The sequence below is a fragment of the Sebaldella sp. S0638 genome, from assembly GCF_024158605.1.
Taxonomy (GTDB): domain Bacteria; phylum Fusobacteriota; class Fusobacteriia; order Fusobacteriales; family Leptotrichiaceae; genus Sebaldella.
Genome location: NZ_JAMZGM010000029.1, coordinates 18,424 through 43,141, shown reverse-complemented (window position 1 = coordinate 43,141; position 24,718 = coordinate 18,424). Strand labels below are relative to the sequence as shown.

The 24,718-nt window shown below is 33.3% G+C and carries 26 protein-coding genes and 1 CRISPR repeat array; of the genes, 2 read left to right on the top strand and 24 right to left on the bottom strand.

What is annotated here, in order from left to right; translation table 11 throughout:
* Positions 1-129: 129 nt before the first annotated feature.
* From NK213_RS09760 to NK213_RS09650, 23 genes are all read right to left on the bottom strand, one after another.
* Positions 130-417: a DUF503 domain-containing protein gene (locus tag NK213_RS09760; protein ID WP_253348767.1), complete on the bottom strand. Its 288-nt coding sequence runs from the start codon at positions 415-417 to the stop codon at positions 130-132.
* A gap of 21 nt (positions 418-438) precedes the next feature.
* On the bottom strand, positions 439-783 hold the full coding sequence (locus tag NK213_RS09755) for a hypothetical protein (protein ID WP_253348766.1): 345 nt from the start codon (positions 781-783) through the stop codon (positions 439-441).
* Between the two features lie 15 nt (positions 784-798).
* On the bottom strand, positions 799-1,005 hold the full coding sequence (locus NK213_RS09750; protein WP_253348765.1) for a hypothetical protein: 207 nt from the start codon (positions 1,003-1,005) through the stop codon (positions 799-801).
* A gap of 27 nt (positions 1,006-1,032) precedes the next feature.
* Entirely contained in the window at positions 1,033-3,858 is a 2,826-nt protein-coding gene (gene uvrA, locus NK213_RS09745) for an excinuclease ABC subunit UvrA (RefSeq protein WP_253348764.1), read from the bottom strand.
* Between the two features lie 522 nt (positions 3,859-4,380).
* A CRISPR array of direct repeats spans positions 4,381-4,942; the repeat unit is 30 nt; unit sequence ATTTACATTCTAAGATAGTTATATTAATAC.
* A gap of 186 nt (positions 4,943-5,128) precedes the next feature.
* Positions 5,129-5,353 (bottom strand): hypothetical protein, encoded by a 225-nt coding sequence (locus NK213_RS09740; protein ID WP_253348763.1) that lies wholly within the window; start codon positions 5,351-5,353, stop codon positions 5,129-5,131.
* Positions 5,354-5,807: 454 nt separating this feature from the next.
* Positions 5,808-6,275 (bottom strand): hypothetical protein, encoded by a 468-nt coding sequence (locus NK213_RS09735; protein ID WP_253348762.1) that lies wholly within the window; start codon positions 6,273-6,275, stop codon positions 5,808-5,810.
* Positions 6,276-6,294: 19 nt separating this feature from the next.
* The gene (locus tag NK213_RS09730) at positions 6,295-6,576 is read right to left on the bottom strand and encodes a helix-turn-helix transcriptional regulator (RefSeq protein WP_253348761.1); all 282 of its coding nucleotides are present in this window, start codon (positions 6,574-6,576) and stop codon (positions 6,295-6,297) included.
* Between the two features lie 12 nt (positions 6,577-6,588).
* Positions 6,589-7,035, bottom strand: coding sequence for a GAF domain-containing protein (locus NK213_RS09725; RefSeq protein WP_253348760.1), 447 nt, complete (start codon positions 7,033-7,035; stop codon positions 6,589-6,591).
* A 16-nt stretch (positions 7,036-7,051) separates the two neighbouring features.
* Complete coding sequence (locus NK213_RS09720; RefSeq protein WP_253348759.1) at positions 7,052-8,122, bottom strand: MBL fold metallo-hydrolase; 1,071 nt, start codon at positions 8,120-8,122, stop codon at positions 7,052-7,054.
* 22 nt (positions 8,123-8,144) lie between these two features.
* The gene (locus NK213_RS09715) at positions 8,145-9,299 is read right to left on the bottom strand and encodes a M48 family metalloprotease (protein ID WP_253348758.1); all 1,155 of its coding nucleotides are present in this window, start codon (positions 9,297-9,299) and stop codon (positions 8,145-8,147) included.
* 10 nt (positions 9,300-9,309) lie between these two features.
* Positions 9,310-9,750: a hypothetical protein gene (locus NK213_RS09710; protein WP_253348757.1), complete on the bottom strand. Its 441-nt coding sequence runs from the start codon at positions 9,748-9,750 to the stop codon at positions 9,310-9,312.
* The gene (yqeH, locus tag NK213_RS09705) at positions 9,722-10,861 is read right to left on the bottom strand and encodes a ribosome biogenesis GTPase YqeH (RefSeq protein ID WP_253348756.1); all 1,140 of its coding nucleotides are present in this window, start codon (positions 10,859-10,861) and stop codon (positions 9,722-9,724) included. The genes NK213_RS09710 and yqeH overlap by 29 nt, the downstream gene beginning before the upstream one ends.
* Before the next feature lie 14 nt (positions 10,862-10,875).
* Positions 10,876-11,799, bottom strand: a complete 924-nt coding sequence (gene xerA / locus NK213_RS09700; protein WP_253348755.1) for a site-specific tyrosine recombinase/integron integrase — start codon at positions 11,797-11,799, stop codon at positions 10,876-10,878.
* A gap of 13 nt (positions 11,800-11,812) precedes the next feature.
* Entirely contained in the window at positions 11,813-14,053 is a 2,241-nt protein-coding gene (topA, locus tag NK213_RS09695) for a type I DNA topoisomerase (protein WP_253348754.1), read from the bottom strand.
* 12 nt (positions 14,054-14,065) lie between these two features.
* Positions 14,066-14,290, bottom strand: a complete 225-nt coding sequence (locus NK213_RS09690) for a hypothetical protein (RefSeq protein ID WP_253348753.1) — start codon at positions 14,288-14,290, stop codon at positions 14,066-14,068.
* 264 nt (positions 14,291-14,554) lie between these two features.
* On the bottom strand, positions 14,555-15,019 hold the full coding sequence (locus NK213_RS09685) for a hypothetical protein (RefSeq protein WP_253348752.1): 465 nt from the start codon (positions 15,017-15,019) through the stop codon (positions 14,555-14,557).
* A 16-nt stretch (positions 15,020-15,035) separates the two neighbouring features.
* Complete coding sequence (locus NK213_RS09680) at positions 15,036-15,320, bottom strand: hypothetical protein (protein ID WP_253348751.1); 285 nt, start codon at positions 15,318-15,320, stop codon at positions 15,036-15,038.
* Positions 15,321-15,365: 45 nt separating this feature from the next.
* Positions 15,366-16,148, bottom strand: coding sequence for a DKNYY domain-containing protein (locus NK213_RS09675; protein WP_253348750.1), 783 nt, complete (start codon positions 16,146-16,148; stop codon positions 15,366-15,368).
* Between the two features lie 9 nt (positions 16,149-16,157).
* Positions 16,158-17,756 carry a peptide ABC transporter substrate-binding protein gene (locus NK213_RS09670; RefSeq protein WP_253348749.1) on the bottom strand — a complete coding sequence of 533 codons (1,599 nt, stop codon included), beginning with the start codon at positions 17,754-17,756 and terminating at the stop codon, positions 16,158-16,160.
* A 107-nt stretch (positions 17,757-17,863) separates the two neighbouring features.
* Positions 17,864-18,661, bottom strand: a complete 798-nt coding sequence (locus NK213_RS09665; RefSeq protein ID WP_253348748.1) for a DKNYY domain-containing protein — start codon at positions 18,659-18,661, stop codon at positions 17,864-17,866.
* 23 nt (positions 18,662-18,684) lie between these two features.
* A complete protein-coding gene (locus NK213_RS09660; RefSeq protein WP_253348747.1) occupies positions 18,685-19,575 on the bottom strand; it encodes a glycosyltransferase family 2 protein in 891 nt (296 codons plus the stop codon).
* Between the two features lie 20 nt (positions 19,576-19,595).
* Entirely contained in the window at positions 19,596-21,044 is a 1,449-nt protein-coding gene (locus tag NK213_RS09655) for an oligosaccharide flippase family protein (RefSeq protein ID WP_253348746.1), read from the bottom strand.
* 10 nt (positions 21,045-21,054) lie between these two features.
* Positions 21,055-22,017 (bottom strand): KpsF/GutQ family sugar-phosphate isomerase, encoded by a 963-nt coding sequence (locus NK213_RS09650; protein ID WP_253348768.1) that lies wholly within the window; start codon positions 22,015-22,017, stop codon positions 21,055-21,057.
* Between the two features lie 409 nt (positions 22,018-22,426).
* Here NK213_RS09650 and NK213_RS09645 point away from each other — a divergent pair, with 409 nt between their 5' ends.
* Both NK213_RS09645 and NK213_RS09640 read left to right on the top strand, forming a co-directional pair.
* Positions 22,427-23,146: a DUF305 domain-containing protein gene (locus tag NK213_RS09645; protein ID WP_253348745.1), complete on the top strand. Its 720-nt coding sequence runs from the start codon at positions 22,427-22,429 to the stop codon at positions 23,144-23,146.
* 191 nt (positions 23,147-23,337) lie between these two features.
* The gene (locus tag NK213_RS09640; protein WP_253348744.1) at positions 23,338-23,862 is read left to right on the top strand and encodes a TlpA disulfide reductase family protein; all 525 of its coding nucleotides are present in this window, start codon (positions 23,338-23,340) and stop codon (positions 23,860-23,862) included.
* A gap of 110 nt (positions 23,863-23,972) precedes the next feature.
* On the opposite strand, the gene NK213_RS09635 is transcribed toward NK213_RS09640, so the two are convergent.
* Positions 23,973-24,632, bottom strand: a complete 660-nt coding sequence (locus NK213_RS09635; RefSeq protein WP_253348743.1) for an alpha/beta fold hydrolase — start codon at positions 24,630-24,632, stop codon at positions 23,973-23,975.
* Positions 24,633-24,718: the final 86 nt, after the last annotated feature.

Below are 24,718 nucleotides of genomic sequence, written 5' to 3'. Positions count from 1 at the left end.
AATAGATAAATCAATATATGAAAAACAAATCTTTTATTATATCAGATTTAATTTACAGACTTTCTTGCACACTCCCCGGTAAAACCAAAGAAAGACAGCCCGAAAAGCTGTCTTTCTTTATTATAATGTCTAAAATTTTTCTATATATTTCTCTGATTCATAAAATTCATAGTCATAATTTCGTTCCATATATTCCAGAATTTTATTTATCTGCTGTTCTGCGCTTGTCTGTGTAGATGACGCATAGACTACTCCGAGACTCAGTATTTTCTTATTATCCGGTGTGTCTATTTCTTTTACCAAAGCCTTAAAAATTCTTTCTATTTTATCTCTTACGCTATTCTTCACCATTCGTTTATCTTTTAATGATTCTGAAAAAGGAAGTTTTATTTTTAGTTTTAAGACCGAAACATACATTGTATTCCTCCTTTAAAGTATCTACATAGTATCTGTGACATCCTGCCATTCTGTTATGTTAGGAAGCTTTTGGTACAGATAATATTCGGTAAATATTTTAGTTGCTTCTTCCAGTGAAGGCGTTTTATAGAGATAATGCGTATATGAATTATCGGCGTGAATTATTCTTGTCTCTATGTCAAATATTCCGTTTTCATACCAAGCCTGTACATATATGGAGTTTTGTATCGGCTCTGCGGGATCCAGTATTAAAAAGTTATCTTCTCCCGGTTCTCCGTCAAGCATTGCCACAAGAGATTTTCTCAAATACTCTTCTGTGAAGTTTTCATAAACGGTTCCGTTTATTTCCAATGAATATTTTCTCATAATATCCCCGTCTTTCTATTGTTTTTCAATATGTATATCCAACATAACCTTTTCAGCACTGTCATCAAGGAATTTTATCTTTATGTCTTTTACTTTTGAGTTAGGATTCAGAATCAGAAATTCATTTATCTTTTCATTAGCTTCATCCAGTTCCTTAAAGTAATTTTTTTGCTGTTCTCCGTCAATTCCCTTCATTTGTAAATATTGAAATATATTAAACATATTACTCATCTTCTTTCTTACCTTCTCTTACTTTAAATATTTTTTCAAAAACTGCCCTGTATAAGATTTTTTCACTTTTGCTATTTCCTCAGGAGTACCTGTAGCTATGACCTCTCCTCCTCTGAATCCGCCTTCCGGCCCTATATCTATAATATAATCGGCAGATTTTATAACATCAAGATTGTGCTCTATTACTAATACTGTATTTCCTTTTTCCACAAGTCTGTTCAATACTATAAGAAGCTTTCTTATATCTTCAAAGTGAAGTCCTGTAGTAGGTTCGTCCAAAATGTAGATTGTCTTTCCTCTTGACATTTTGGAAAGCTCAGAAGCAAGTTTTATACGCTGTGCCTCACCGCCTGAAAGTGTAGTAGCCGGCTGTCCCAGCTTTATGTAATTCATTCCGACATCCATTAATGTTTCCAATTTTCTTTTCAGTCCCGGAATAGTCTGGAAAAAGTCAAATGCTTCTTCTACTGACATATTCAGCACATCAGAAATATTTTTATCTTTATAATGGACTTCCAGTGTTTCCCTGTTATATCTCTTCCCTTTACAAACTTCACATTCCACGTAAACATCAGGAAGGAAGTTCATCTCTATTTTGTTTATTCCGGCTCCGCCGCAGGCTTCACATCTTCCGCCTTTTACATTAAACGAAAATCTTCCTTTGTCATATCCTCTTATTTTAGAATCTTTAGTCTGTGCAAATATATCTCTGATATCGTCAAAAATCTTCGTATATGTGGCAGTATTAGATCTCGGTGTTCTTCCTATAGGCGACTGATCTATATCTATTACTTTTTCAAGATTTTCCAAGCCTTTCAAGCCTTTATTTTCCAAAGGATAAAGCTTTCCTCTGTTTAATCTGTTAAATAATTCAGGAAATAATGTCTGGTTTATCAATGTTGATTTTCCGCTTCCTGACACACCCGTTACCACTGTAAATGATTCCAGCGGTACTTTTATGCTTACATCTTTCAGATTATTTCCTGTAGCACTTTTCAGCTCAATGCTGTTCTTAGCTTTTCTTCTTTTTTCAGGAATTTCTATTTTTATTTTACCGTTTAGATACTGTGCAGTCAGTGATTTCTTAGACTTCATTACTTCCTGCGGTGTTCCCATTGCTATTATTTCCCCGCCGTGTATTCCAGCATTAGGCCCTATATCAATAAGGAAATCTGATTCCCTCATTGTATCTTCATCATGTTCTACTACTATCAGGGTATTACCGATATCTTTCAAGTCTTTCAAAGTAGCAAGAAGCTTTTCGTTATCTCTCTGGTGAAGTCCGATACTCGGCTCATCCAGTACATATATGACTCCTGTAAGTCTGCTTCCTATCTGTGTAGCAAGTCTTATACGCTGTGATTCTCCACCTGAAAGTGTCTTAGTCATTCTCGCCAGTGTCAGATAATCCAGCCCTACGTTTATCATAAATGACAATCTTTCTCTTATCTCTTTCAGTATCTCGTCTGATATCTGTCTCTGCTTTTCAGTAAGCTCTATATTTTCAAAGAATCCAAGTGATTCATTTACACTTGCTTCTGTAATATCTATAATACTTTTATCATTTACTGTAATAGCAAGTACTACATCTTTCAGTCTTTTTCCCTTGCATGTTTTACATGTTTTTTCTATCATGTACTTTGCTTCTATCTCGTCTTTCATAGAATCAGAAGCAGTTTCATAATATCTTCTTTCAAGATTCTTTACAGCACCTTCGTACTCCTTCATTCCATTAAATGAAAATGAATCTCCCGAGTATTTAAACTTGAACTTTTTGCTTGATCCGTTAAATATTATGTCTCTTTCTTTAGCTGTAAGATCTTTTACAGGCTTGTCCATATCTATATTATGTGCTGCGGTCATGCATTTGAACATTTCCCAGCTCCAGCCTTTTCTTGTACTTGCTCCGGGTACATAAATTGCACCCTGATTTAATGAAAGATTCTCATCCAGAATAAGTTTATTTTCATCAACTTCCAGTGTAGTACCAATTCCGTTACATGCTTCACATGCTCCAAAAGGTGCGTTAAATGAAAATAATCTTGGAACCACTTCAGGAAATACTACATCCGGGTGATTCGGGCATGAAAAATTCTCGCTGTAGATATGGTCTACATCATTTACATTGGCTATGATTACTCCTTCTGACAATCCAGTGGCTGTTTCCACAGCTTCTGAAAATCTTCCCAGAAAATCATTATCATCTTTTTTTATTTTTAGTCTGTCTATTACGACTTCTATGTTATGACGTTTATTTTTATCAAGTTCTATTACATCTTCCAGATATAATATCTCACCATTTACCCTTACTCTCAAAAATCCTTTTTTCTGAAGATTCAGGAATAAATTCTTATGTGTACCTTTTTTGTCTTTTATTACCGGTGCAAGAATTACAAGCTTGTCACCATCTTTGTTACTTTCTATTATTATATCCACTATCTCCTGAATAGTCTGTTTTTCTACTTTTGTTCCGCATACCGGACAATGAGCCTCTCCTATATGTGCCCATAAAAGTCTCATATAGTCATATATTTCTGTCATTGTACCCACTGTTGATCTCGGGTTTTTGGAAACACTTTTCTGTTCTATTGAAATTGCCGGTGACAATCCTTCTATGCTGTCCAGTTCCGGTTTCTGCATCTGCCCGATAAATTGTCTTGCATATGCTGAAAGGCTTTCTACGTATCTTCTCTGTCCTTCTGAATAGATAGTATCAAATGCCAGTGAAGATTTACCGCTTCCTGAAACGCCGGTTATTACCACAAATTGATTTTTCGGAATCTCTATATTTATATTTTTTAAATTATGCTCTCGTGCTCCTTTTATAATAATTTTATCATTCATATGTCACCTCATTGTGTATATTGCTGCCTAATATACCTAACTTTCTTTAATATTTTACTTTACAAGTAACTATTATTTTACCATATATATCCGTTATTATCCACCCTTTTTCCCATATTTCAAAATAAATTTTTATTAATTTTTACAAAGTTCAAAAAACTTATTTTATTAAATATCAGTTTCTTTTTGTAATAATAACAAATTGTGGGAAATCCCATAAAAATAGTACCTTTACAGGCACTTCCTATATACTAATATTATATATTTATACAAAATTTTTGTCAAGTTTTTCGGGGAAAAATAAGGAGATTATATGGAGTTTCATATTTTATGATAAGGGGGGAGATTTTACTTTTTTTGTTTGAGGTTTTTAAGTGATTTGTTAGTGCTAAGTTTGTTATTTGTATTTGGTTGGTGATTTACAGTGTTGGTTTTAGAATGGGTGTACTAGTTTAGAAAACGGGCATGAAATATTTGTTATTTTTGGGGAATTATATCTGGGATAGTTGTATTAATAGGCTACCCTATTCAAAAACCAAATTATATTAATAATAGGGAGTAGATATGTTAGGACAATCAGGAGTAAAATTTACATTCTAAGATAGTTATATTAATACGCCGTATTTTCAGATAGTCTATTGAGGTGAGACATGAATTTACATTCTAAGATAGTTATATTAATACTGAAGAACTGGAAGAATTCGTTGACGCAATGATGGAACATTTACATTCTAAGATAGTTATATTAATACTTTTTTCTTGACTACATGGGAAATTTGTTTAATTTAATTTACATTCTAAGATAGTTATATTAATACGATGTGAGAGTTTTGACAGCCGGAGTAGATGTTCAAGATTTACATTCTAAGATAGTTATATTAATACTTATATGGATCACAATTGTTGTATTACAACTAATTAATTTACATTCTAAGATAGTTATATTAATACCTTTATATAATGAAACAATTTCAGAGAGTTTATATTCATTTACATTCTAAGATAGTTATATTAATACAAGAAGATTAACACCGAAAGAGTGCTGGAGATTGATATTTACATTCTAAGATAGTTATATTAATACCCATCCCCCCACAAAACTTTTATTTATTATACCTCAAATAAACATTTCTGTCGACCACTTTTTTTCGTCTGTCATAACCATGACACAAAAATGTCATATTTAAGCCAAAAACACACTCAAATAACTATAAAATAAAAGATTGTCGATCTCCGGTATTTTTATCCCTACCAGAGATCGACAGAATTTTTATAAAGCTTCCTTTTCCCCCATTTCAAAACAAAGACTTATATACTCTGATAATTCTTCAATTGAGAGTTCCGCTATTTCATAATAATCATGAAATACCTCATCGCCATATTTTTCCTTGAATTCATTTTCTAATTTCATAATTTTTCTGTTTAATTTAGTCAAAGAAAAATTTTCTATTAATTCCCTCTTGACTAGCATATTAAATACTTCTGCATTATTCATGCTATTCCTACTAAAATTTGATTTTCCGGAGTCAATACAGTATAATTAGTGATGTCTAGTCTTTTATTAGACTGTATTTCTCCTGTTATTCTAAATAAGGATTGACAGGAGATTTTTTATTTCTTTTCCAAAGTTATTTTCTTTTCATCATAGGTAAGTATTACATCTTTTTCCTCTTCTGAAACTCCTAATTTTCGCAGCCATGGTATAGAAAGTTTAATTCTTGCACCCTTCCGTTACCTGCTCTGTGAAAAGAAACCCTTACATTTCTTTTTTCCATTGTCCCTCCCTTACTTATACATTTATTTTATACCAGTCAGCCACTAAATGTCCACCAATATTTTATTTAAAATTAAAAAAGTGTTGATAAAAATAAACTCAAATCAACACAATATATTAAAATATAAATATAATACAAAATCAAAATACCTCTGCATAGAACATAGAAAGCACTTTACTTAAACCCGGCCAAATATCTCGCTATTTTCTTTCTCTCCGCTGCTAGCGGCTTAAATCTTTCCTGAAAGTCCAAAATTTCTTTTTCATAACCCAATGCCCTCATTTTATAGACTGTATCAAAAATATGCAATGAAACATCATCATCATAAATCTGATCAATAATTCTCGGAGCCAAACCGGCATACTTTCTTTTGCCTAATAACCAGATAAAAGTCTGACGCCCTCTTTTGGCCAAGGGATTATTAATAATTTCTATTATTTTTTCTATCTGACTGTCTAATAACTGAATCTTACTGTTTTCTAATAATATCTGCCTGATCCTTTCCCCATATTCCCAAATATTATGCTCATAACTATGCCACTGAGGAAGATTATATACCGTTCTCGGAAGTTCCTCTAATTCCTCCGAAGGTATACATCTCAAAGCGGTATTAATATATTTCCCCACCTCTTTACTTACCATATAATCCCCCTTATATTACTTACTCCATAACGTGTTCCAATCCTACCTCATAAATCTTCTTTACATGGTCATCAGAAAGCATATAAAACACTTCCTTCCCGTCTTTTCTGGTCTTCACCAGATTAGCCGCTCTCAGCACACGTAACTGATGTGATATTGCCGAACTGTTCATATCCAGTTTTTCTGATATTTCCGTTACATTCAGTTCCTGCTCCAACAACAGTTTTAATATATTAAGTCTTGTTCTGTCGCCGAATACCTTAAAAAATTCAGCCAGTTTTTCTAAATATTCCACTTCCATAATCTTCCTCCGTTATTGGATTTTTTCTTCTATGATCTTTGCGATCTTTTCAAAAAACTCTTTCTCTTCACTCCCGAACCTTGAAAATTCCGGACTGTCTACATCCAATACACCTATTATTACTCCATTTTTATGTAAAGGAACTACTATCTCAGAATTCGAAGCGCCGTCACATGCTATATGTCCCTCGAATTCATGGACATTATCCACGACCATAGTCGCATCCCTGCTCACCGCAGTTCCGCATACCCCGTTTCCGTATTTTATTCTGGTACATGCAGGTTTCCCCTGAAAAGGCCCTAATATCAGTTCCTCTCCTGACGACAGATAAAATCCCGCCCAGTTCAATCCCTTTACAGTATTAAATATAAATGCACTTGTATTTGCCAGTGTTGCTGTAAAATCATTTTCATTCTCCACAAGTCCCGCATAACTCTTTAGTAAAAGCTCATAATCCATTTTGTATACCTTTCCATTAACAAAGAAAAAATACTTCTCCTAAATTAATTAATTTTATTGTATCTGCGATATTTTTATTATTTTTTACTATCTCGTCAAATCTAAAACCTGTATAATCAGGAGGCTCTACTCCCAGATGAAATGCTCCCCAATGTACAGGAATCATAACATCACATTTCAAATCCTCAGCTGCCCTGAGAGAATCTTCCACATTCATATGCTCATAAGCCGCAAACCATCTTGTCTCGTATCCCCCCACAGGAAGAACAGCGTATTTCACATTGAATCTTTCTCCGAACTCCTTATATCCGCCGAAATAACCTGAATCTCCTCCTATGAAAACATCCCCGCTTTCGGTTTCTATAATATAGCTGCCCCACAAAGACCTGTTTTTCCCTTGTGCTATTCTGTGTGAATAGTGCTGTGCAGGAAGAAAATTAATTGTAAGTCCTCCAAGCACTGTGCTTTCCCGCCAGTTCATTTCCCTGATCTCTTTTATTCCCATATCCCTAAAGAGTTTTTTCACTCCCGCAGGCATATAAACATAACCTGTTATATTTAGCTTTTTCAATGAATTCATATCCAAATGATCATAATGGTTATGAGTAATAAGAACATTAAGCCTTTTACCTTCAAATGCCTTATTTAATGTTTCCACATCTATTCCAACCCTTGTACGTCTTTTGGTAAAAAATATCTTTTCTGAAAAAACAGGATCACACAGGAAAAAATGCTCTCTTAATTTTATAAGAGTAGTATTATGCCCTATCCATATTATAAAGTCTTTTTCACTATTAAGCAAATTTTTCAGTTCTTCTGCTGTAATACTATTATTCTTGGGAAAATACTTCCCCTTTTCATAATTATAATCCGGTTTTTTCTCCAAAAACCATTTTATACTGTGAAATATATTTCTGTTATCTTTTTTCCACGGATTAAAGTATCTTTTTCTGAAATTCCCGGAATAAAAGTCCTTTTTATTTTGATTCATTATTTCTTCTATGTGTTTCTCTTCATCATAACCAAGGGGAAAATATCTCAAATAAGCTAAAACTGCTATTATTACAGATATTATCAAAATATACATTTTACCGCCTTTATCTATAAACCTAAATATCCAGATATTCTTTGTTATCCTCTAAAAACAATATTCTGTTTCTTAATGAAGGATGCGTAATATTATAACGTTCATCATAGACTTTCTGCTCTGCTGTTTCATTAAGTTCACTGTTTATAAGAGTTTCTATAAGCAAAGGATACTCTTCTTCAGAAATTCTGAAATCATGATTCAGATCGAACTTTTCCCAGCCGTCTATCTCCTGATAATAATAACTTTCCTTATTTATTTCAGGAATATTCTCATCTGAACCGTCATATAAAAAGTCATCTATAAGCTGGGATATTTCATCAAAGTTTTGAAATTCATATGGTATTTCTTTTCTCAGAGTATCATAATAAAAATCAAAATCCTGAAAAGAAAGTCTCTGCTTGTCCCTTGTTATTCTTTCTGCAAGGTATCTCACTATTTTACTGTCTATTTCATTTATCTTGCTTACTACTATTAATCCGTTTACTATATTCAAAAGACCGTTTTTCTGTGCAGAAAAAAAGTCACTCAGATACTCATTATCTTTTATATTCTTAAAAGTCAGATATCTAACAAAAGCACTAAATGAAAAAACCAGAAAGAATAATGAAAATATTGATGTAAATCCTGATACTAAAAAAAGAAAAAACGGAAATAATACCGAAAAAATATCCAAAGGAAGGATATTTTTGGAAAACGGACTCATAAAATAATAATAATGTCCGAGTTCATGGTATATTACAGACTTTAATTCTTCAGTTTTCAGATTGCTGAATAAATCCTCGGACAGGTATAAACCATTCAGAGGAGCTATGCCTTTTATTATGCTGTCAGTAACAAAAGCGTTAACTGTACTTGAAGATATAATATAAATATTCGGCTTTTCCTTTTTATTTATATTTAAAAATATCTCGCTTATTATATCACGGACTTCTTCATTATTATATTTCCCTATATTATCAAAAGTTTCCAGTCTGCTCTTTTTCAGGAAAAGTATATTCCCGTATGAAGAAATAAATACCAGAATCAGAAAAAATACTATTGAAAACAGCCCGAAACCGTTTTTCAGAAATAATCCCAGCAGTAAAATATCTGCTATTATAACAACATACTGCACCAGCAGGTTCATTCTATTTGTTCTTGTATTTTTGGTTAACAATTCAGCGTAATCTTCCATACTTCACTCCTTATTTATAAGCCTTTTCAGGCAGGTTAGCTTCTATTGTCCCTTTTGCCATATCGTAATACCATCCGCCTTTTTCATCTTTTACAAGCGTTATGGCATTTGTTTCTTCTATTTTATTTTTAATATCTTTTGGAAGTGCAAATACTTTTTCATCTTCATAAATTTCCTGAAAACTCACTCCCTTTGAAGTCACGATCTCCTTAAGATTATCTTCGTTTCCTGCAAGTTCGGGATATCTTCCCTCCAAAGCCTTGAAGATCTTTATGGAATTATTAAGTTTTTCAGCCTGGACTTCCACTGTAACTCTTTTCAGTCTTCTGCCTTTTGCAGCATGAAAAAATACAAATACCGAAAATATACAGAAAATAATAAATATAAAAATGAAAAACTTTAGTATTGCCATTTTTGTTTCTTTAGTCATTTTCTTTTTTGATTTTTTCATTATTTCTCCTAATTTTTGGATTAATTATTCCATTTCTGATGACTATTTTTACATTTTCAGGATAAGAAAGCTCTACTGTCAAAGGCCCTCTTTTTACATTTATCCACCCAAGTCCTGATATTGCCATCTCCTCAAAAGCCTCTACAGTTACCAGTTCTTTTTTCATATTAGAATAATAACCGTCTTTTTCTTCTTTTGAAGGGAAGGCAAAAAAGTCCTTATTTAGTAAATCCTGCACTCTGTCTTCTTTTGTTACGTGAAACTTTACATCTTTAGCTGCAAATGCAGAAAAAATAGGATTTTGTTCATCCTCTTCCTTAATAACCCTGAACCACATCAGACCGTCAAATAAGAAAACCTGATTATTATCCAGTTTAAAAGTCTTTCTGTTTATTTCATTGTTTGGAACCAGTGCCAAGGCTTCTTTAGGATCAATAAGATCGGATATTCTTTTTTCCGGTATAAGTCCCGGAGTATCTACTATTGTAATATCTGTTCCGTCTATTTTATTTTTTATAGCTTTCAAAGTAGTTCCGGGATATTTTGAAATTGTAGATTTATCCTTTTCCATAAGGGAATTCAGAAAAGACGATTTCCCTGTATTAGTAACTCCCAATACCACCGCTGTTGCGTTTTCTTTAAAGCTTTTTATTTTTCTTAATACACCGTTTACTCCGTATTTTGTCTTTGTACTCATCAGTGCTATATCATAAGGAACTATTCCCTCTTCTTCAAGACGCCCTTTTACCCAGTTTGATATTTCGCTTGGGTGTATTGTCTTAGGCAGAAGATCAATTTTATTTACCATAATAATAGAGTTATGCTCTCTCAAAAAATCCAGAATTTCTTCGCTGAATGACCCCTCGAAGTCTATTATATCAAATATTGCAAGTATAATATCGGATTTTTTTACTGCATCTTCTACTTCTTTTTTATAATCTTCCTTTGTAAGTTCTATATCCTGATGTTTTCCGTAATGTTTGATTTTGTAGCATCTCTGACACAAAATATTTGTTCCCGTTATAAACTTTTCTTCTGATACATATCCTGCTTTTTCAGGAAATTCAGTTTGCAGGGTAATTCCACACCCGCTGCATTTTTTTATTATCAATTTTTTCCTCCATATTAATCCTCATCTGCCAAAGGATGAGCCTTTATATATATTTCTCTTAAAAGAGCCTTACTTACATGTGTATAAACCTGTGTGGTAGATATGCTGCTGTGTCCCAAAAGTTCCTGTAGATATCTTATATCCACCTTGTTATTCAAAAGAGTCGTCGCAAAAGAATGTCTGAATACATGCGGTGAAACTTCTTTATTTATTCCCGCGCTTTCAGCATAGTCAGCTATAAGCCTTCTAAGCGACCTTGTAGTTATTCTCTCGCCTCTGCTGTTCACAAAAACAATATTCGGAGTATAGTTTTTATACTCATTTCTCTTGGCAGAGATATATTTCTCATACCATCTGCGGGCATTCTCACTGAAAAAAGTAACTCTCTCCTTATTTCCTTTTCCAAGCACTCTTACTTCCCTCTCCTCAAGGTTTATCATAAGCTCGCTCAGACTTACAAGCTCACTGGATCTCAGACCGCTTGAATATAAAAATTCTATAATTAGACGGTCTCTTATCCCTGTGACTTTTGATACATCTATTACATTTCTTAATTTATTAATATCTTCTTTTGTAAGAACTGTGGGAAGTTCCTTTTCGAATTTAGGCATATTCACATAGATAAGCTTATTTGTCTCTACTATATTCTGTTCTTTTAAATATGCAAAAAATGTACGCAGTGCAGAAATCTTTCTGTTTATGCTTCTCTTTCCCACTTCATTGCTGCTTGAATAAGCTATAAATGATCTTACAGTGAAGACTTCCACTTTATTATAATCAAAAATTTCCTCGTTTTCGCTGATATAATCCACAAACTGCATTATATCCTTTCTGTATCCTCTGATTGTATTATAGCTTTTCCCCAGTATTACTTCCTGAAAGTGTAAAAACTTTTCAAGAGGTTCTACAAGCAGTTCTTTTTCTTTTGATTCTTCCATAAAAATCAGCCTCTTATTTTTTTGGGATTTTCTTTATATTTTTGCAGTCCGGATATCCTGTACATGCCAAAAATCTTCCAAATCTCCCTATTTTTATCTCAAAAGGTCTGCCGCATTTTTCACACAATCCTGCTTCTTCTATTATTCTCTGGTCATCGGCCAGCATTTTTTCCAGCTCGTCATGTATGATATATACTCCATCCTGCATTTTTGCAGTTCCTTTTTTTATTTCCTGTTTTATCTTATAAGGAAGGGGCATTCTTATCTCGTCGTTTTCATAGTCTTCACTCTCAAGATATTCTCCGTATCTTCCTTTTTTTACAAAAATTCTTACACCGTCTTTAGTAAAATGATCAGTAGGAACCCCTTTTTTCTCCGATTCCTTTTCTGCCACTTTATCTTTTACTATTATTTTTCCGGCTTCCAGTTCCTCTTTTGGTATCTGCACACCTTTCAGCGAAACTTTTTCATCAGGATTTGACTCACATATCAGGTATTTTCCGAATCTTCCTGTTTTCAAGATCATAGCTTCAGTACCATTCGCACACATAATATCTGCTTCTATTCTTCTGTCCTGAAGATCCTGAATTTCTTTTTCAAACTTGGTAAGTTCTACTTCAAGCCCTTTATAAAAGTTCGCCATAAGCTCTTCCCATTTTATGCTTCCGTTCTCTATTTCATCCAGTTCCTCTTCCATATTAGCAGTAAATTTTATGTTCATTATCTTTTCAAAGTGCTTTTCCAGCTCAGTCTTTACTTCATAGCCAAGAACTGTAGGAATAAATCTTTTATCCACAAGCTCGGCGTAATTCCTTGTTTTCAAAGTCTCTATTATGGAAGCATATGTAGACGGTCTTCCTATCCCTTCTGCCTCAAGCTTTTTTACCAGAGAAGACTCTGAAAATCTCGCAGGTGCCTTTGTCATCCCGTCTTTTATATTCAGATCTTTTACTATAAGTTCATCTCCCTCTTTTATTTCAGGAAAATCAGCAGTTTTTATTTCATCCTCATCTTTGAATACTTTATAATAACCGTCAAAAGTTACTTTATTTATAGTACCTCTGAATATATAGTCACCATTTTTGGCATTTATCTGCATCTGGTCATACTTCATAGCAGAAAACTGAGACACTAAAAATCTCTCCCATATAAGCTTATACAGTTTGAACTGTTCAGCACTCAGAGAGTCCTTTATACTATCAGGAGAAAGAGTTATATCTGTAGGTCTTATTCCCTCATGGGCATCCTGTACATTTCCTTTGGCTTTAGCCGGAATATATTTACCCACATACTCTTTTCCATAGTTCTTTTCTATATATTTTCCTGCATCTGCCATAGATTCATTAGAAACTCTTGTGGAATCTGTTCTCATGTAAGTGATTAATCCTACATTTTCTCCGTTTATCGAAAGTCCTTCATAAAGCTGCTGGGCTACTCTCATTGTTTTTGATGTGGCAAATCCGAGATATGAAGATGCGAGCTGCTGTAGTGTGCTTGTTTTGAATACAAGCGGAGGTCTTTGTGTCTTTTTCGTAACTTTTATTTTGAAGACTTCAAGATTTTTCTTCGCCAGATCCTTTTTAAGCTTTTTCATTACTTTCTCGTCAAAAATTCTGTCTACTTTTTCTCCGGCAATTTCATATATGCCTAATTCTATTCCTTTGTCTGTAATTGCAGTTACTTCCCAGTATTTCTGCGGGACGAATTCCCTGATTTCGTCCTCAAGGTCGCAGATAAGCTTCAGGGCCACAGACTGTACCCTTCCAGCACTTGCATTTTTGTTTATTATCTTCCATAAAAGCGGGCTTATCTTATATCCTACTATTCTGTCCAGCACTCTTCTTGCCTGCTGTGCATTTACCAGATTCTCGTCTATGTCTCTCGGGTGCTTTATTGCATTATTTATCGCACTTTTAGTAATCTCGTTAAATTCTATTCTTTTAGTCTTGGCAGGAACCTTGATATAATTGGAGATATGCCATGCAATAGCTTCTCCCTCACGATCCTTATCCGACGCCAGATATACAGCATCAGCTTTTTTTGCCTTATCTTTCAGTTTCTTTAATATGTCTCCCTTACCTTTTATTACCTGATAGTGAGGTTCGAATTTATTTTCTATATCTACTCCGATTTTGGTTTTTGGAAGATCAATAACATGTCCGTATGATGCCTCTACTTCATAACCTTTACCCAATATTTTTTCTATTGTTTTTGCCTTTGAAGGAGACTCCACAATAACTAGTTTTTTTGCCAAAATTTCCACCTCTTAATTTAGAATGATTTTAGTCTCTATGCCGTTCATGATCAGTAACTCTTCTAACTGCATAACACTTAACTTATCTTCTACCAATGAAAGTTCATTTAGTATGAGCTCGAATTCTTCATAATTTATTATATCCTTAGACCTTAAATCCAAAAAGTAATCTTTTGCGTCCTCCGTAAGGTTTATAAGTTCCTCAGGATGTACGTATCTTATTTTTATTTCATTCATTTTATCACCTTATTTTTATATAGTTATTCAGTTTAATATTATCACAAAATACCTGTTAATAACAATCTTTTTTTTAATTTATTTTTTCATCTGATATTTCAGATACTGTTTTTATTAGGGATAATTATATGTAAATACAATTTTATAAATCATTATTTTTATTTTTTTCTGATTTAAATGAATCAAATATGCCTCCTTTTATGTAAAAAGAAGACACCCTGTTATGTCTTCTTATGCTCTTTCTTCTATATACTGCTGTGTTTTTTATGATATTTTTCTTCTTATATAGTCAATTTCTTCTTCTGTAAGATATTTTTTGGGTAAAAAAAGCAGTTTCATTCCGTCAAATCTCATGAAAAATGTATATTTATTCTCATACTTTTTATTAAATTTTGAATATGGCTGCATTTTAAATTTTTTCTGTGTCCCAAAAATGTTAAACTCTTTTACAGAATCTTTGTCAAATTTTCCTTGTACTCCGGGATTTTCACCTTTTAATTTTCTGAATTTCAAAAAGTACAAAAGTCCGTATATCAGAGCTGTTACCGCTATACCTATTAATATAGCCACAGTTACCTGTACAGCCATTGACATCATCAAATTATATCTCAGTTTCATCATAACATAAGCATACACTATTAAAAATGAAGCTATTAAATTTATTTTATCAGTACTCATTTTTGCAATCAAAAAGTCAGCAAATGTTATTTTATCTATTTTTATTCTCATAATACCTCCGGTTTTCTTATTCCCAGGAAAATAATTCCCCGGTATCCATAATATCTCTTTTCCCGCATTCAGGGCATCTGAATTTTTTTATCCTTTTGTCCAGATCTCCGAATTCTGTTATTTGTTCCATGGGCTTGCCGCAGCAAACAATTTCTTTCCCCGTGAGATCGCTTTTATGACCAAAGGAACCGCAGATTGTACAGAATAAAACAGTTTCTGTTTCCCCTTCTCCCGACTCTCCCAGACACATATCATATTCAGAGCCGCAGCTTTTACATTTTAAAATCTTTCCAAAACCCATTATTTTCTCCTTCTTCCTGTTTATTAAACTTCTTAATAATTTACTCTATTTTTCTTTTTTTACCTTAAATAATTTATCTACTTCCCACGAAGTCATTTTTTCGCCGTTTTTATAATAATTTTTTTTATCCATTGATATTTCAGGGAATCCCCCTTCTTCAAATATACTGAATGTCGAAGGATCAGCCTCTTTTATCATTTTATCTTCCATATATACCCTGTGTTTGGTAATCAAATAAATATGTCCGCTGTTCCCAAGTATTCTGTATTCATTTTCCTTTACGGGAAAACTGTCTATTTTCTTCACGCCTTTATAGTATATTCCTGTTTTATCCTGTGCATATATAATTCCTCCGCGCCCTGCATAAAGAAGTTTGAAACTAGGAGAATCAAGATTCAAAAATTTTAATCCGTCATACACACTGTCAGAAGTCTTGATTACATAATCCTTAATATGTTCCACTGTACCATCTCTATATGTAATATCAGAATCATAACTTCCTAAAATCTGAAAATTATCATTCGGGACGAATTCCACACCCTGATAATAAACTCTGTCTTTATCAGCACCATAACACTGATTTATCTCCTGAAATGTTTCAATATCCACTCCTACAGCTTTTCTCAGTTTTCTGAAATTCGTTTTTACAGAATCTCCGTCTGTGGACAGAGCCTTTGTTTCAAGATAACTGCCGTAAAAAATTTCATTGCCGGCTTTTATATAACCATACCGCCACGATACTCTCTCAGGCCCTTCTTCATATACAATACATGCAAAACTGCCGTAAAAAATAAAAATTCCTGTTAATAATGCCAAAACCTTATGCATTTCTCCCCCTTATTCTGTAATTTCAGCTTCCAGTACATAATATTTCATGCCAAAACTTCTAAAATATATATTTTTCACTCTTGGGCTGACCATTACCTCTCTTTCCTGAAAATACAGAAATACTACCGGTACATCTTTCATAAGTATTTTTTCTGCGTCTTTGGAAAACTTGATCCTCTCCTGATTATGCATCTCAATATTAATTTCATTTACAAGTTTGTCATATTCCAGACTTGAGTAAAAACCGTAATTATCTCTGTAATTTGATTTAAATAATTTCAAATATCCCATCGGATCTGCATAAATAGGTTTCTCGTCACTTAATCTCATTACATAACTGTCTTTTGCATTAGTTACTATCTCTATATCCATATCCAGATTTTCTTTCAGCTTTAATTTTATGTAGTCAGCAACTTTCCTGTTTACATAATCCTCTTTTATATAAAGCTTTATTACAGGAAGCTTTTCGGTTTTCAGCTCTCTAAGACCTTCTTTATATAATCTTTTACCTCTTTTCGGTGCATAGCCGTAGCTGTTTTCAGATTCTTCGCTGTTTTCTGCTTCCTCAAAACCGGGAATTAAAACAGATATAAGTCTGTCAGCGGGCTTTCCGCTTCCCTCCAGTACCACATCTGTAATCTCTTTTTTATTTATGCTTAATTCCACTGCTTTTCTTATTTTCGGATTCTCAAATATTTTATCTTTAACATTAAATGAAATGTAAAATATACGGCCGTTCTGATATTTTTGCAGTCTTTGATCATCTTTATATTCCTGATATAATTCCTGTTCCAGATTTACTATATCTATCTCGCCGGAATTAAATGCACTCATTGCCTTCAAAGTATCAGGAATTATCTTCACTTCTATCTCCTCAGGCTTTATGCTTCCTTTATCCCAGTAATACGGATTTTTTACCAAAAGCAGATTATTTCCCGTATTCCATTCTCTTAGTATATACGGACCGCTTGAAGTAATTGTTTCCGGTCTTGAACCAAAATCTTCCTTTGATCCGAGATAAAACTTCTCACTAACAGGAAAAAATACCGGATGTGCAAGTAATAACGGAAAATATATTGACGGTCTGTCCAGAGTTACTTCCAGTGTCTTATTATTTATTGCCTTTATCCCCACATCTGCCAGCTTCCCATTGTGTCTGCTGTATTCTTCCGCTCCTTTTATTATATACAGAAAATTAGAAAACTCTGCTTTTGTAGAAGGACTCAGAACGTTTATCCATGAAAACCTGAAATCATTCGCAGTGATAATATCACCATTCGACCATTTCAGATTATCTCTCAGATAAAATTTCCAAACTTTTCCGTCTTCGCTCACTTCCCATCTTTCGGCAAGTCCGGGAATAAGCGTTCCGTCTTTTCCTATTTTAGTAAGTCCCTCATTCAAAAAAGAATTGATCAATATTCCGGTTTGTGTTTGTGATAAATTAGGATTTACCGATACCGGTTCTTCTGTTCCTCTTATTATAAGTCTGTTTGTTTTTTTCTTTATGTCCTGAACCGGTTTTACATCAGCTGGTTTTATATCCTTTTCACAGGATAATATCAAACCTAATAAAACTGTTAATAAAAAAACATAAACCTTTTTCATTTTATTCTTACTCCCTTTGTTAACTCGTTTTATTTACCATTTTTATCTATAAAAATTCTCTCTTCTTTTCTGTAATTTATATTACAACGCCGGACTTTTCCCGTCCCCTATTTTGATCTTCTGTATTTATCATATTCAGCTTTGGTAATCATTGTATGATCTTTATAATAGCTGTCCTTATCCCTTGACAAAGGTATCCTGCTGCTGCTTACTATCTGAAAAGTCTTTGCGTCTGCACCTTTTATCTCTGTTCCGTTTAGATATACTTTGTAAGGGCTGATAAAATACAGTGAATTTCCTGTATTTTCCAAAAATTTATATTCATTTTCTGAAAGAGGTTTATCAAGTATTTTGACCATTGCTCCTGTGAATTCCGAATAATAATACACGCCGTTAATGTCCTGTGCATATAGATTCATCATGGTAAAACCTGTTTCATTATTCTGCTTTGAATCCAGATATATTAATTCTGCACTCTTAGGATCAAGATTTATTTTTTTATCATTTATAAAAACATTGTCGTTATTTTTTATTATATAGTTATCTTCTGAAGTAGTACACGGCTTATACGTGTAGTAAGCGCCTAGATTCTGAAATCCTTCGCTTTTTCCTACGGCCTTATTTTTATAATACAGGTTTTTCTTGTCTTTTGCCATGAATTTATTTATTTTCTCAAAGGTTGCCTTATCTGCACCTTCTACTTTACTGCTTTCTGTTACATTTGGAATTAGTTCTATTTTTCCGTTATTGTTCTGTGTGGTTTTATAGCTGTACTCATAATAAATCCCGTCCTTTTTCGTAACATAATCCCTGCTTATGTCATAAAATGCAGAGCCTGAGCATGAGTATGAATAACCTGCACTGAATAACCCCAAACTTAATAGTAACATTATTACTTTTTTCATTTTTTACTCCTTAAAATCAAAATTTACCTTCCAATGTTTTTCTTAGCTCTCCGAAACATATATTCCCCTATTGGCAGAGCCAGAATCAGATAAAACACCGCATTTGAATCTAAGAATATTTTTTTCAAACTTTCCCCAGCTGTTCTTGAAAACTTATAATAAACAGCATTATTTAATATTTTGTCCTTGAATGACATCTTAAAAAAATTTCTTTCATTATGATAGAGAGCGCTCCCTTTGGGATTGTTCATCAAAAGTCTGTTATAGCCGCTGGTAAGCCCGTCTTCGTGGTACTGCTTTATCTCTATCTCTTTATTTATATATAAAATACTGTACTTTCTTGATATTCTGTTATAAACCACTGCCTCTGTAACGAATTTTTCCCCGTCTATTTCGGGAAACCTGTATTCTTTCAGTATCTTTGTCCTGAACATAAGACCTTTATCACCTGACACTTTATATTTATAATATATGTCAAACTGATTTGCAATCATAATATCTTCGGGAAACTTTTTCCCGATTATTTTTCCGTCGGGATAAACTGATAAATATCCCATACCGGCGATATCTTCCCTTGTCCCATATTCTTCCCAGTATTTTAGTATTATTTCCAGTCCTTCGGAAATATATTTATCATCAGAATCAAGGCAGATAAAAAGCTCTCCTTTTGCATTTTCCACAGCAAGATTATATGCTCTCTGCTTTCCGCCGTTTTCTTTTTTTATATAATTTATTTTTAGTATATTTTCTTTTTGAAAATTTTTAACTGTTTCCTCTGTGTTATCCGCAGAACCATCGTCTATTATAAGCCACTCAAAATTTTTATATGTTTCCAGTTTCAATGATTCGTATAATTCTGTTAATAACCCTGCCCTGTTATATGTCGGAGTAAAAACAGTGAATTTATATTCCATTTTTATCCTTTCCGTTTTCCTTATCTCTGAAATTTTCTTCGTATTTTATTCAGCATACTGATTATTTTGCTGTATACTTTTTTGTTTACTACTAATTTCAGCACAATAAGCAGATAAACTATCTTTACCAAAAGCTTCGCAATACTTACATCGGCAGATCCCAGATAGATAATAACAGGATTTACCATAATAATAAGATATAAAATCAATTTTTTATAATTAAAACCTACATTATATTTTTTCCTTATAAGTATCATTTCCAGTACAGCTCTCAGCAAAAATGCCACAAGTGTAGTCCATGCTGCTGTTAATGCACCAAATACCGGTATCAGCATAAAGTTAAACACAAGATTAAAAATCATGCAGAAAAGTGTAAGAAAAATGATATACCAGCTTTCCTCATGAAAATGGAAAAAGTAATCAAGGCAATAAAAAGCCTGAATTACCACAGCCGGAAGAATTACCGGCATAAATGCTATGGCATTATAGAATTTCGCAGGGAAAATCATCATTATCAGCTCAGGAGAAAAAATCTGTGCAAATACACACACTACTGTAAGAATTGCTATAAACTCCTCGAGTATTCCTGTTACATTCTTATCTTCCCTGTCACTGCTCATTATTTCATAAAATTCAGGTGTCCAGCTGTCAATAAACGAACCTGTTACCACAGAAAGCACTCTTCCCCCTGTGTAAGCAAGCGTATAATAACCTACCACCTTAAAATCCAGAAACATCAAAAGTATAAGTCTGTCACTCAGATTCACTACCTGGTCTGTAAGCTCTATAAACACCAGAGGTATACCGTTTTTCAGCGAATACTTTATATATTCCGCCTTTACAGGAAGCCTGAAATTAGAGAAATATCCTTTAGCATAGTATAAAAACAAAAGCAATACAGCTGCAAGGTTAGCAGCCAGATATCCTGTCACGCCGAGTTTCATTCTGCTGATAAAGAAAATAGCCAGCATATAGTTTGAAAAAAAGCTGATCAGACTACCCAAAGCTACCTGTGTATATTTCTTCTGCATTCTGAAAAATCTTATGGCAAGAATATTAAATACATTTACTGTTGCTATTGCTGCCGACAGTATTACATACGGGCTGTAAGTTATCTTATCCAGACCAGGAATCCTAGAAAAAATGGATTCTGAAAAAGGTGTCAGTAAAAACAGTAAAAATGCCGCATTAATTGTAATAAGTATAAAATTCGAAGAAAAAAGATAACTTCCCAGTTCTTTTTTATCATCTTTCAAAACCACATACTGTTTCATCTGGGCATTATAAATCCCAAGTCCCAGAATTACAGTAAGAAATGTAGTCACAGGTGCCAGAGTACCTATTATACCGTATTCATCCACTGTAAGAATTCTGGTCATTATAGGAAGAAACACTATTGATCCGGCTTTAGTTATCACATTGGAAAGTGAATAAACCAAAGTTCCCTTTAATAAATTTTTTCTGTCCACACTCTATCCTCTATCTTAAGTATAATAAATCATGTATTCTTATTATTCCCACAAGCTTGTCATTATCCACTACAGGAAGTACCGTTATCTGGCTTTCTCTTGCTTCCATCTTTTCCAGTGCTTCTATTGCCTGTATTTCAGGTGTTACATAAATAGGATTTTTAGTCATTACATCTTCTGCTGTGTAATCAAAAAATTTCTCTTTATGTGCCAAAGCACGTCTTATGTCACCTTCAGTGATAATCCCCACAAGTCTGTCATTTTCTGCTATACATACAGCACCCATTTTTTTCTTTGTAAGTTCCATAAGGACTGTATCTATATGAGTATCTTTTGTCAGCTTTGGAAGCTCGTCATTTTTGTGCATAAGGTCTCTTACTTTCAGAAGCAGTCTTCTTCCGAGACTTCCTCCCGGGTGATATACAGCATAATTCTCCGGCTTAAAGTTTCTTTTCTGCATTAACGCCGCAGCAAGTGCATCTCCCATTACCAGTGTTACTGTAGCCGATGTCATAGGAGCAAGTCCCATCGGGCATGCTTCCTTATCTATTGCTATATTTACTATTAAATCGGCTTCTTTTCCCAAAGCGGAAATTTTATTCCCTGTAAAAGCTATTATATCTGCGCCTATTCTTCTTATAGAAGGAAGTATATTAGAGATTTCATCAGAATTACCGCTGTTTGAAATGGCTAATACTATATCTCCTTTTTTAATAACCCCGAGGTCTCCGTGAAGTGCCTCAGCTGCATTTATAAATACCGAATTTGTTCCTGTAGAAGCCAGAGTAGCTGATATTTTCTTTCCTATGTGTCCTGACTTTCCAATTCCTGTGATTACTACTTTCCCTTCTGATTCATAAATCATGTCTACCATTTTTGAAAAATTTTCATCAAGTCTGTCTTTTACTTTTACAAGCTCTTCTATTTCAGCTTCAAAAACTCTTTTTGCTTCTGTAAGACTTTTATCCATTATTTATATCTCCTTGTTTTTTTATCTATTATAGCACTTAACAGACTTTTCTTCAATTTAAAAACATAATGCAGAACAGGATTTTTTATTACCGATATTTTATTTTTTTTATGTTATATTTTTTAGAATAAATTATGGCAGTTCAAAAATATGTATATTATAAATAAATTTTATATATAAGAATTTTTTCATGAAGATTGCCCCGTCAGTTTATTCTGTGTTTACGGCACTCTATTCCCCTATGTTTTTTAATATTTATTGTTAAATTCCCCTGTTTTTTGTTATAATACATATTATAAAATCTCTTTACCCTTTCTCTGCTTCTTATTTGAAAATCTGATCTGCTGTACGGGTACAGGAATTTTAATAATGGTAGATATTTATTATTTTATACACAGGAGGTAAATTAGAAATGAAAAAACTAATTTTAATTATTTCTGCGGTAACTATTTCTGCTAATATTTCTGCAGCCGCAATGGATTCACATAATGGAAACCATGATATGACAGGCCCTTCCATGAATACAAACTACGACTCTCATTATCTCGCAATCATACCGGTATTTGACGTAATGGCACCTGTAGAGGTTCTTGCATCGCAAAAATTTCGAAATTATTCTGATTATGAAAAATTTGCCCATGATACTATGATGGGGGATAACAGTGCTTACCTTACCACTGACACAGGAAATATCTTTGCTGTTTATATGACCCTTCACCATGAAGCTGCTATTATCACCAGTGCCGGAATAAAGAATATAACCACTGATCCAAAAGTCACAGCACTTGCAGACAAAATTATCAAAGCACAAAGTTCTGAAGTTCAGGAAATGCAGGCTCTTATTCGTTCTGATTCACTTACAGGAAATGACAGCGATTCTTTTCAAAAGAATATGAATACTATTATGGACAATATGATGAAAAAAATGGATATGCCCACAGGTAAGCTCACTGCTGATCAGTCTACAGAACTTTTCCTGAAAAATATGATTGTTCATCATGAAGGTGCTGTGGAAATGGCGAAAGCATATTTAAAAATCGGAAAAAACAAAAAACTTATTAATATCTCAAAAAACATACTGGCTACACAGCCTAAAGAAATCAAAGAAATGCAGGAACTTTTAAAGAAATAAGAGATATTTCATTCAGAAGTGTTCAGCCTCAGCTGATAAACTACTGTATCTTTATGAATAATCTTGAAAAAAATATATATTTTATGATAAGATCTACATATAATTTTCATTGTATGTTAGCAAGACATTGATTCTATATACAAATCTGAAAATTTGATCAATAACTATAAACTAAAAAACAAGGAGAAAATATGAAAAGATTCATAAGTTTAATATCTGTTTTAATTCTGGGAGTTCTTTTATCTGTTTTTGCATACAGCGACAATACTCCGGTTTCTGACACTTTCAGTGTTGATCTTCAGGAAGGAAATACATTTCCTGCTTTTACCCTTGAGACACTTAAAGGAAAGAAAATTATCAGCAGCAAAGCTTTTGACAAAAATAAGAAAACACTTATTGTTACCGCAGCTGAATGGTGTCCTGACTGTCATGAAGAACTTCCCGTACTGGAAAATTTTTATCGTAAAAATAAGAATAAATATAATTTTGCGGTAATTTTTATAGAAAGACGTTCTTCTGAGGAAAAAGTGAAAGAATATTTAGAAAAAGAAAAATTTACATTCCCGGTTTATTATGACTACAACAGCGTATTTATAGACGGAACACTTATCAATTCTGTTCCTACTAATATTTTCCTAGATAAAAACGGGAAAATCACAAGTGTTGTTGTGGGAACAATCAGTGACGAAAAAGAATTTGCAGATGCGCTAAAATAATAAGATTATATAAAAATAACAAGAGCTGTATGAAAAACAGAAAACCCAGCCTTTACAGGGCAAAGTCACTCTGCTTTTATACAACTCTTTTTTTTATTTCTTTTTATAATTTATTTGGTGAAAAAAGAACACAGATCAGGGTATAACAAGTCATTATCTGCTATATAGCTGTCATGATTATGCCCTTTCAAAATCATCAGTTCTGCATCAGGCATTGTTTTTGCTATATCTGTAAATGTTTTTTTGTAAAATATATCATCTTCTCCTGCTATTATCAGAGATGGAATATTAATTTTCTCCAGTGTTTCCAATTCAATATTCGGCTCTTCAAGCATAAGTTTAAACAGGGGATTTTTTGTTTTTTCATATTCTTTTTCCACATACTCATAGCAATTCTTCTTAAAATCACTTGGCTTCAGATTTACACCAAGCAGAGCCATTTTCTTTATTACAGCAGGATGTTTTAACGCCAGAAAAATACTTATAACGGCTCCGTCGCTGAACCCTGCCACATAGACCTCTTCCAGCTTCAAAGCATCTATAAATGCCAATGTATCCTCTGCCATAGTTTCATAAGAATAATCCTCGGTTACGGTACTTTTCCCGTGATTCCTGCTGTCTACTGCATACACCGTAAAATTACCTTTTAATTTTTCAGTGATTTTATCAAAGATATGATGATCCTCTCCATTTCCATGCAGCAGTATAAGCGGCTTTCCGGCTCCCGCTTTGTTATACTCCAGTGTTATTCCGTTTACTTTTATATTCATACTTCTCCTCCTTTGATAATACCATTATAAAACAAATTTTTGACAACAGTATGTCAGGGTTTGAAAATTTTTCTGTTATAAACCGT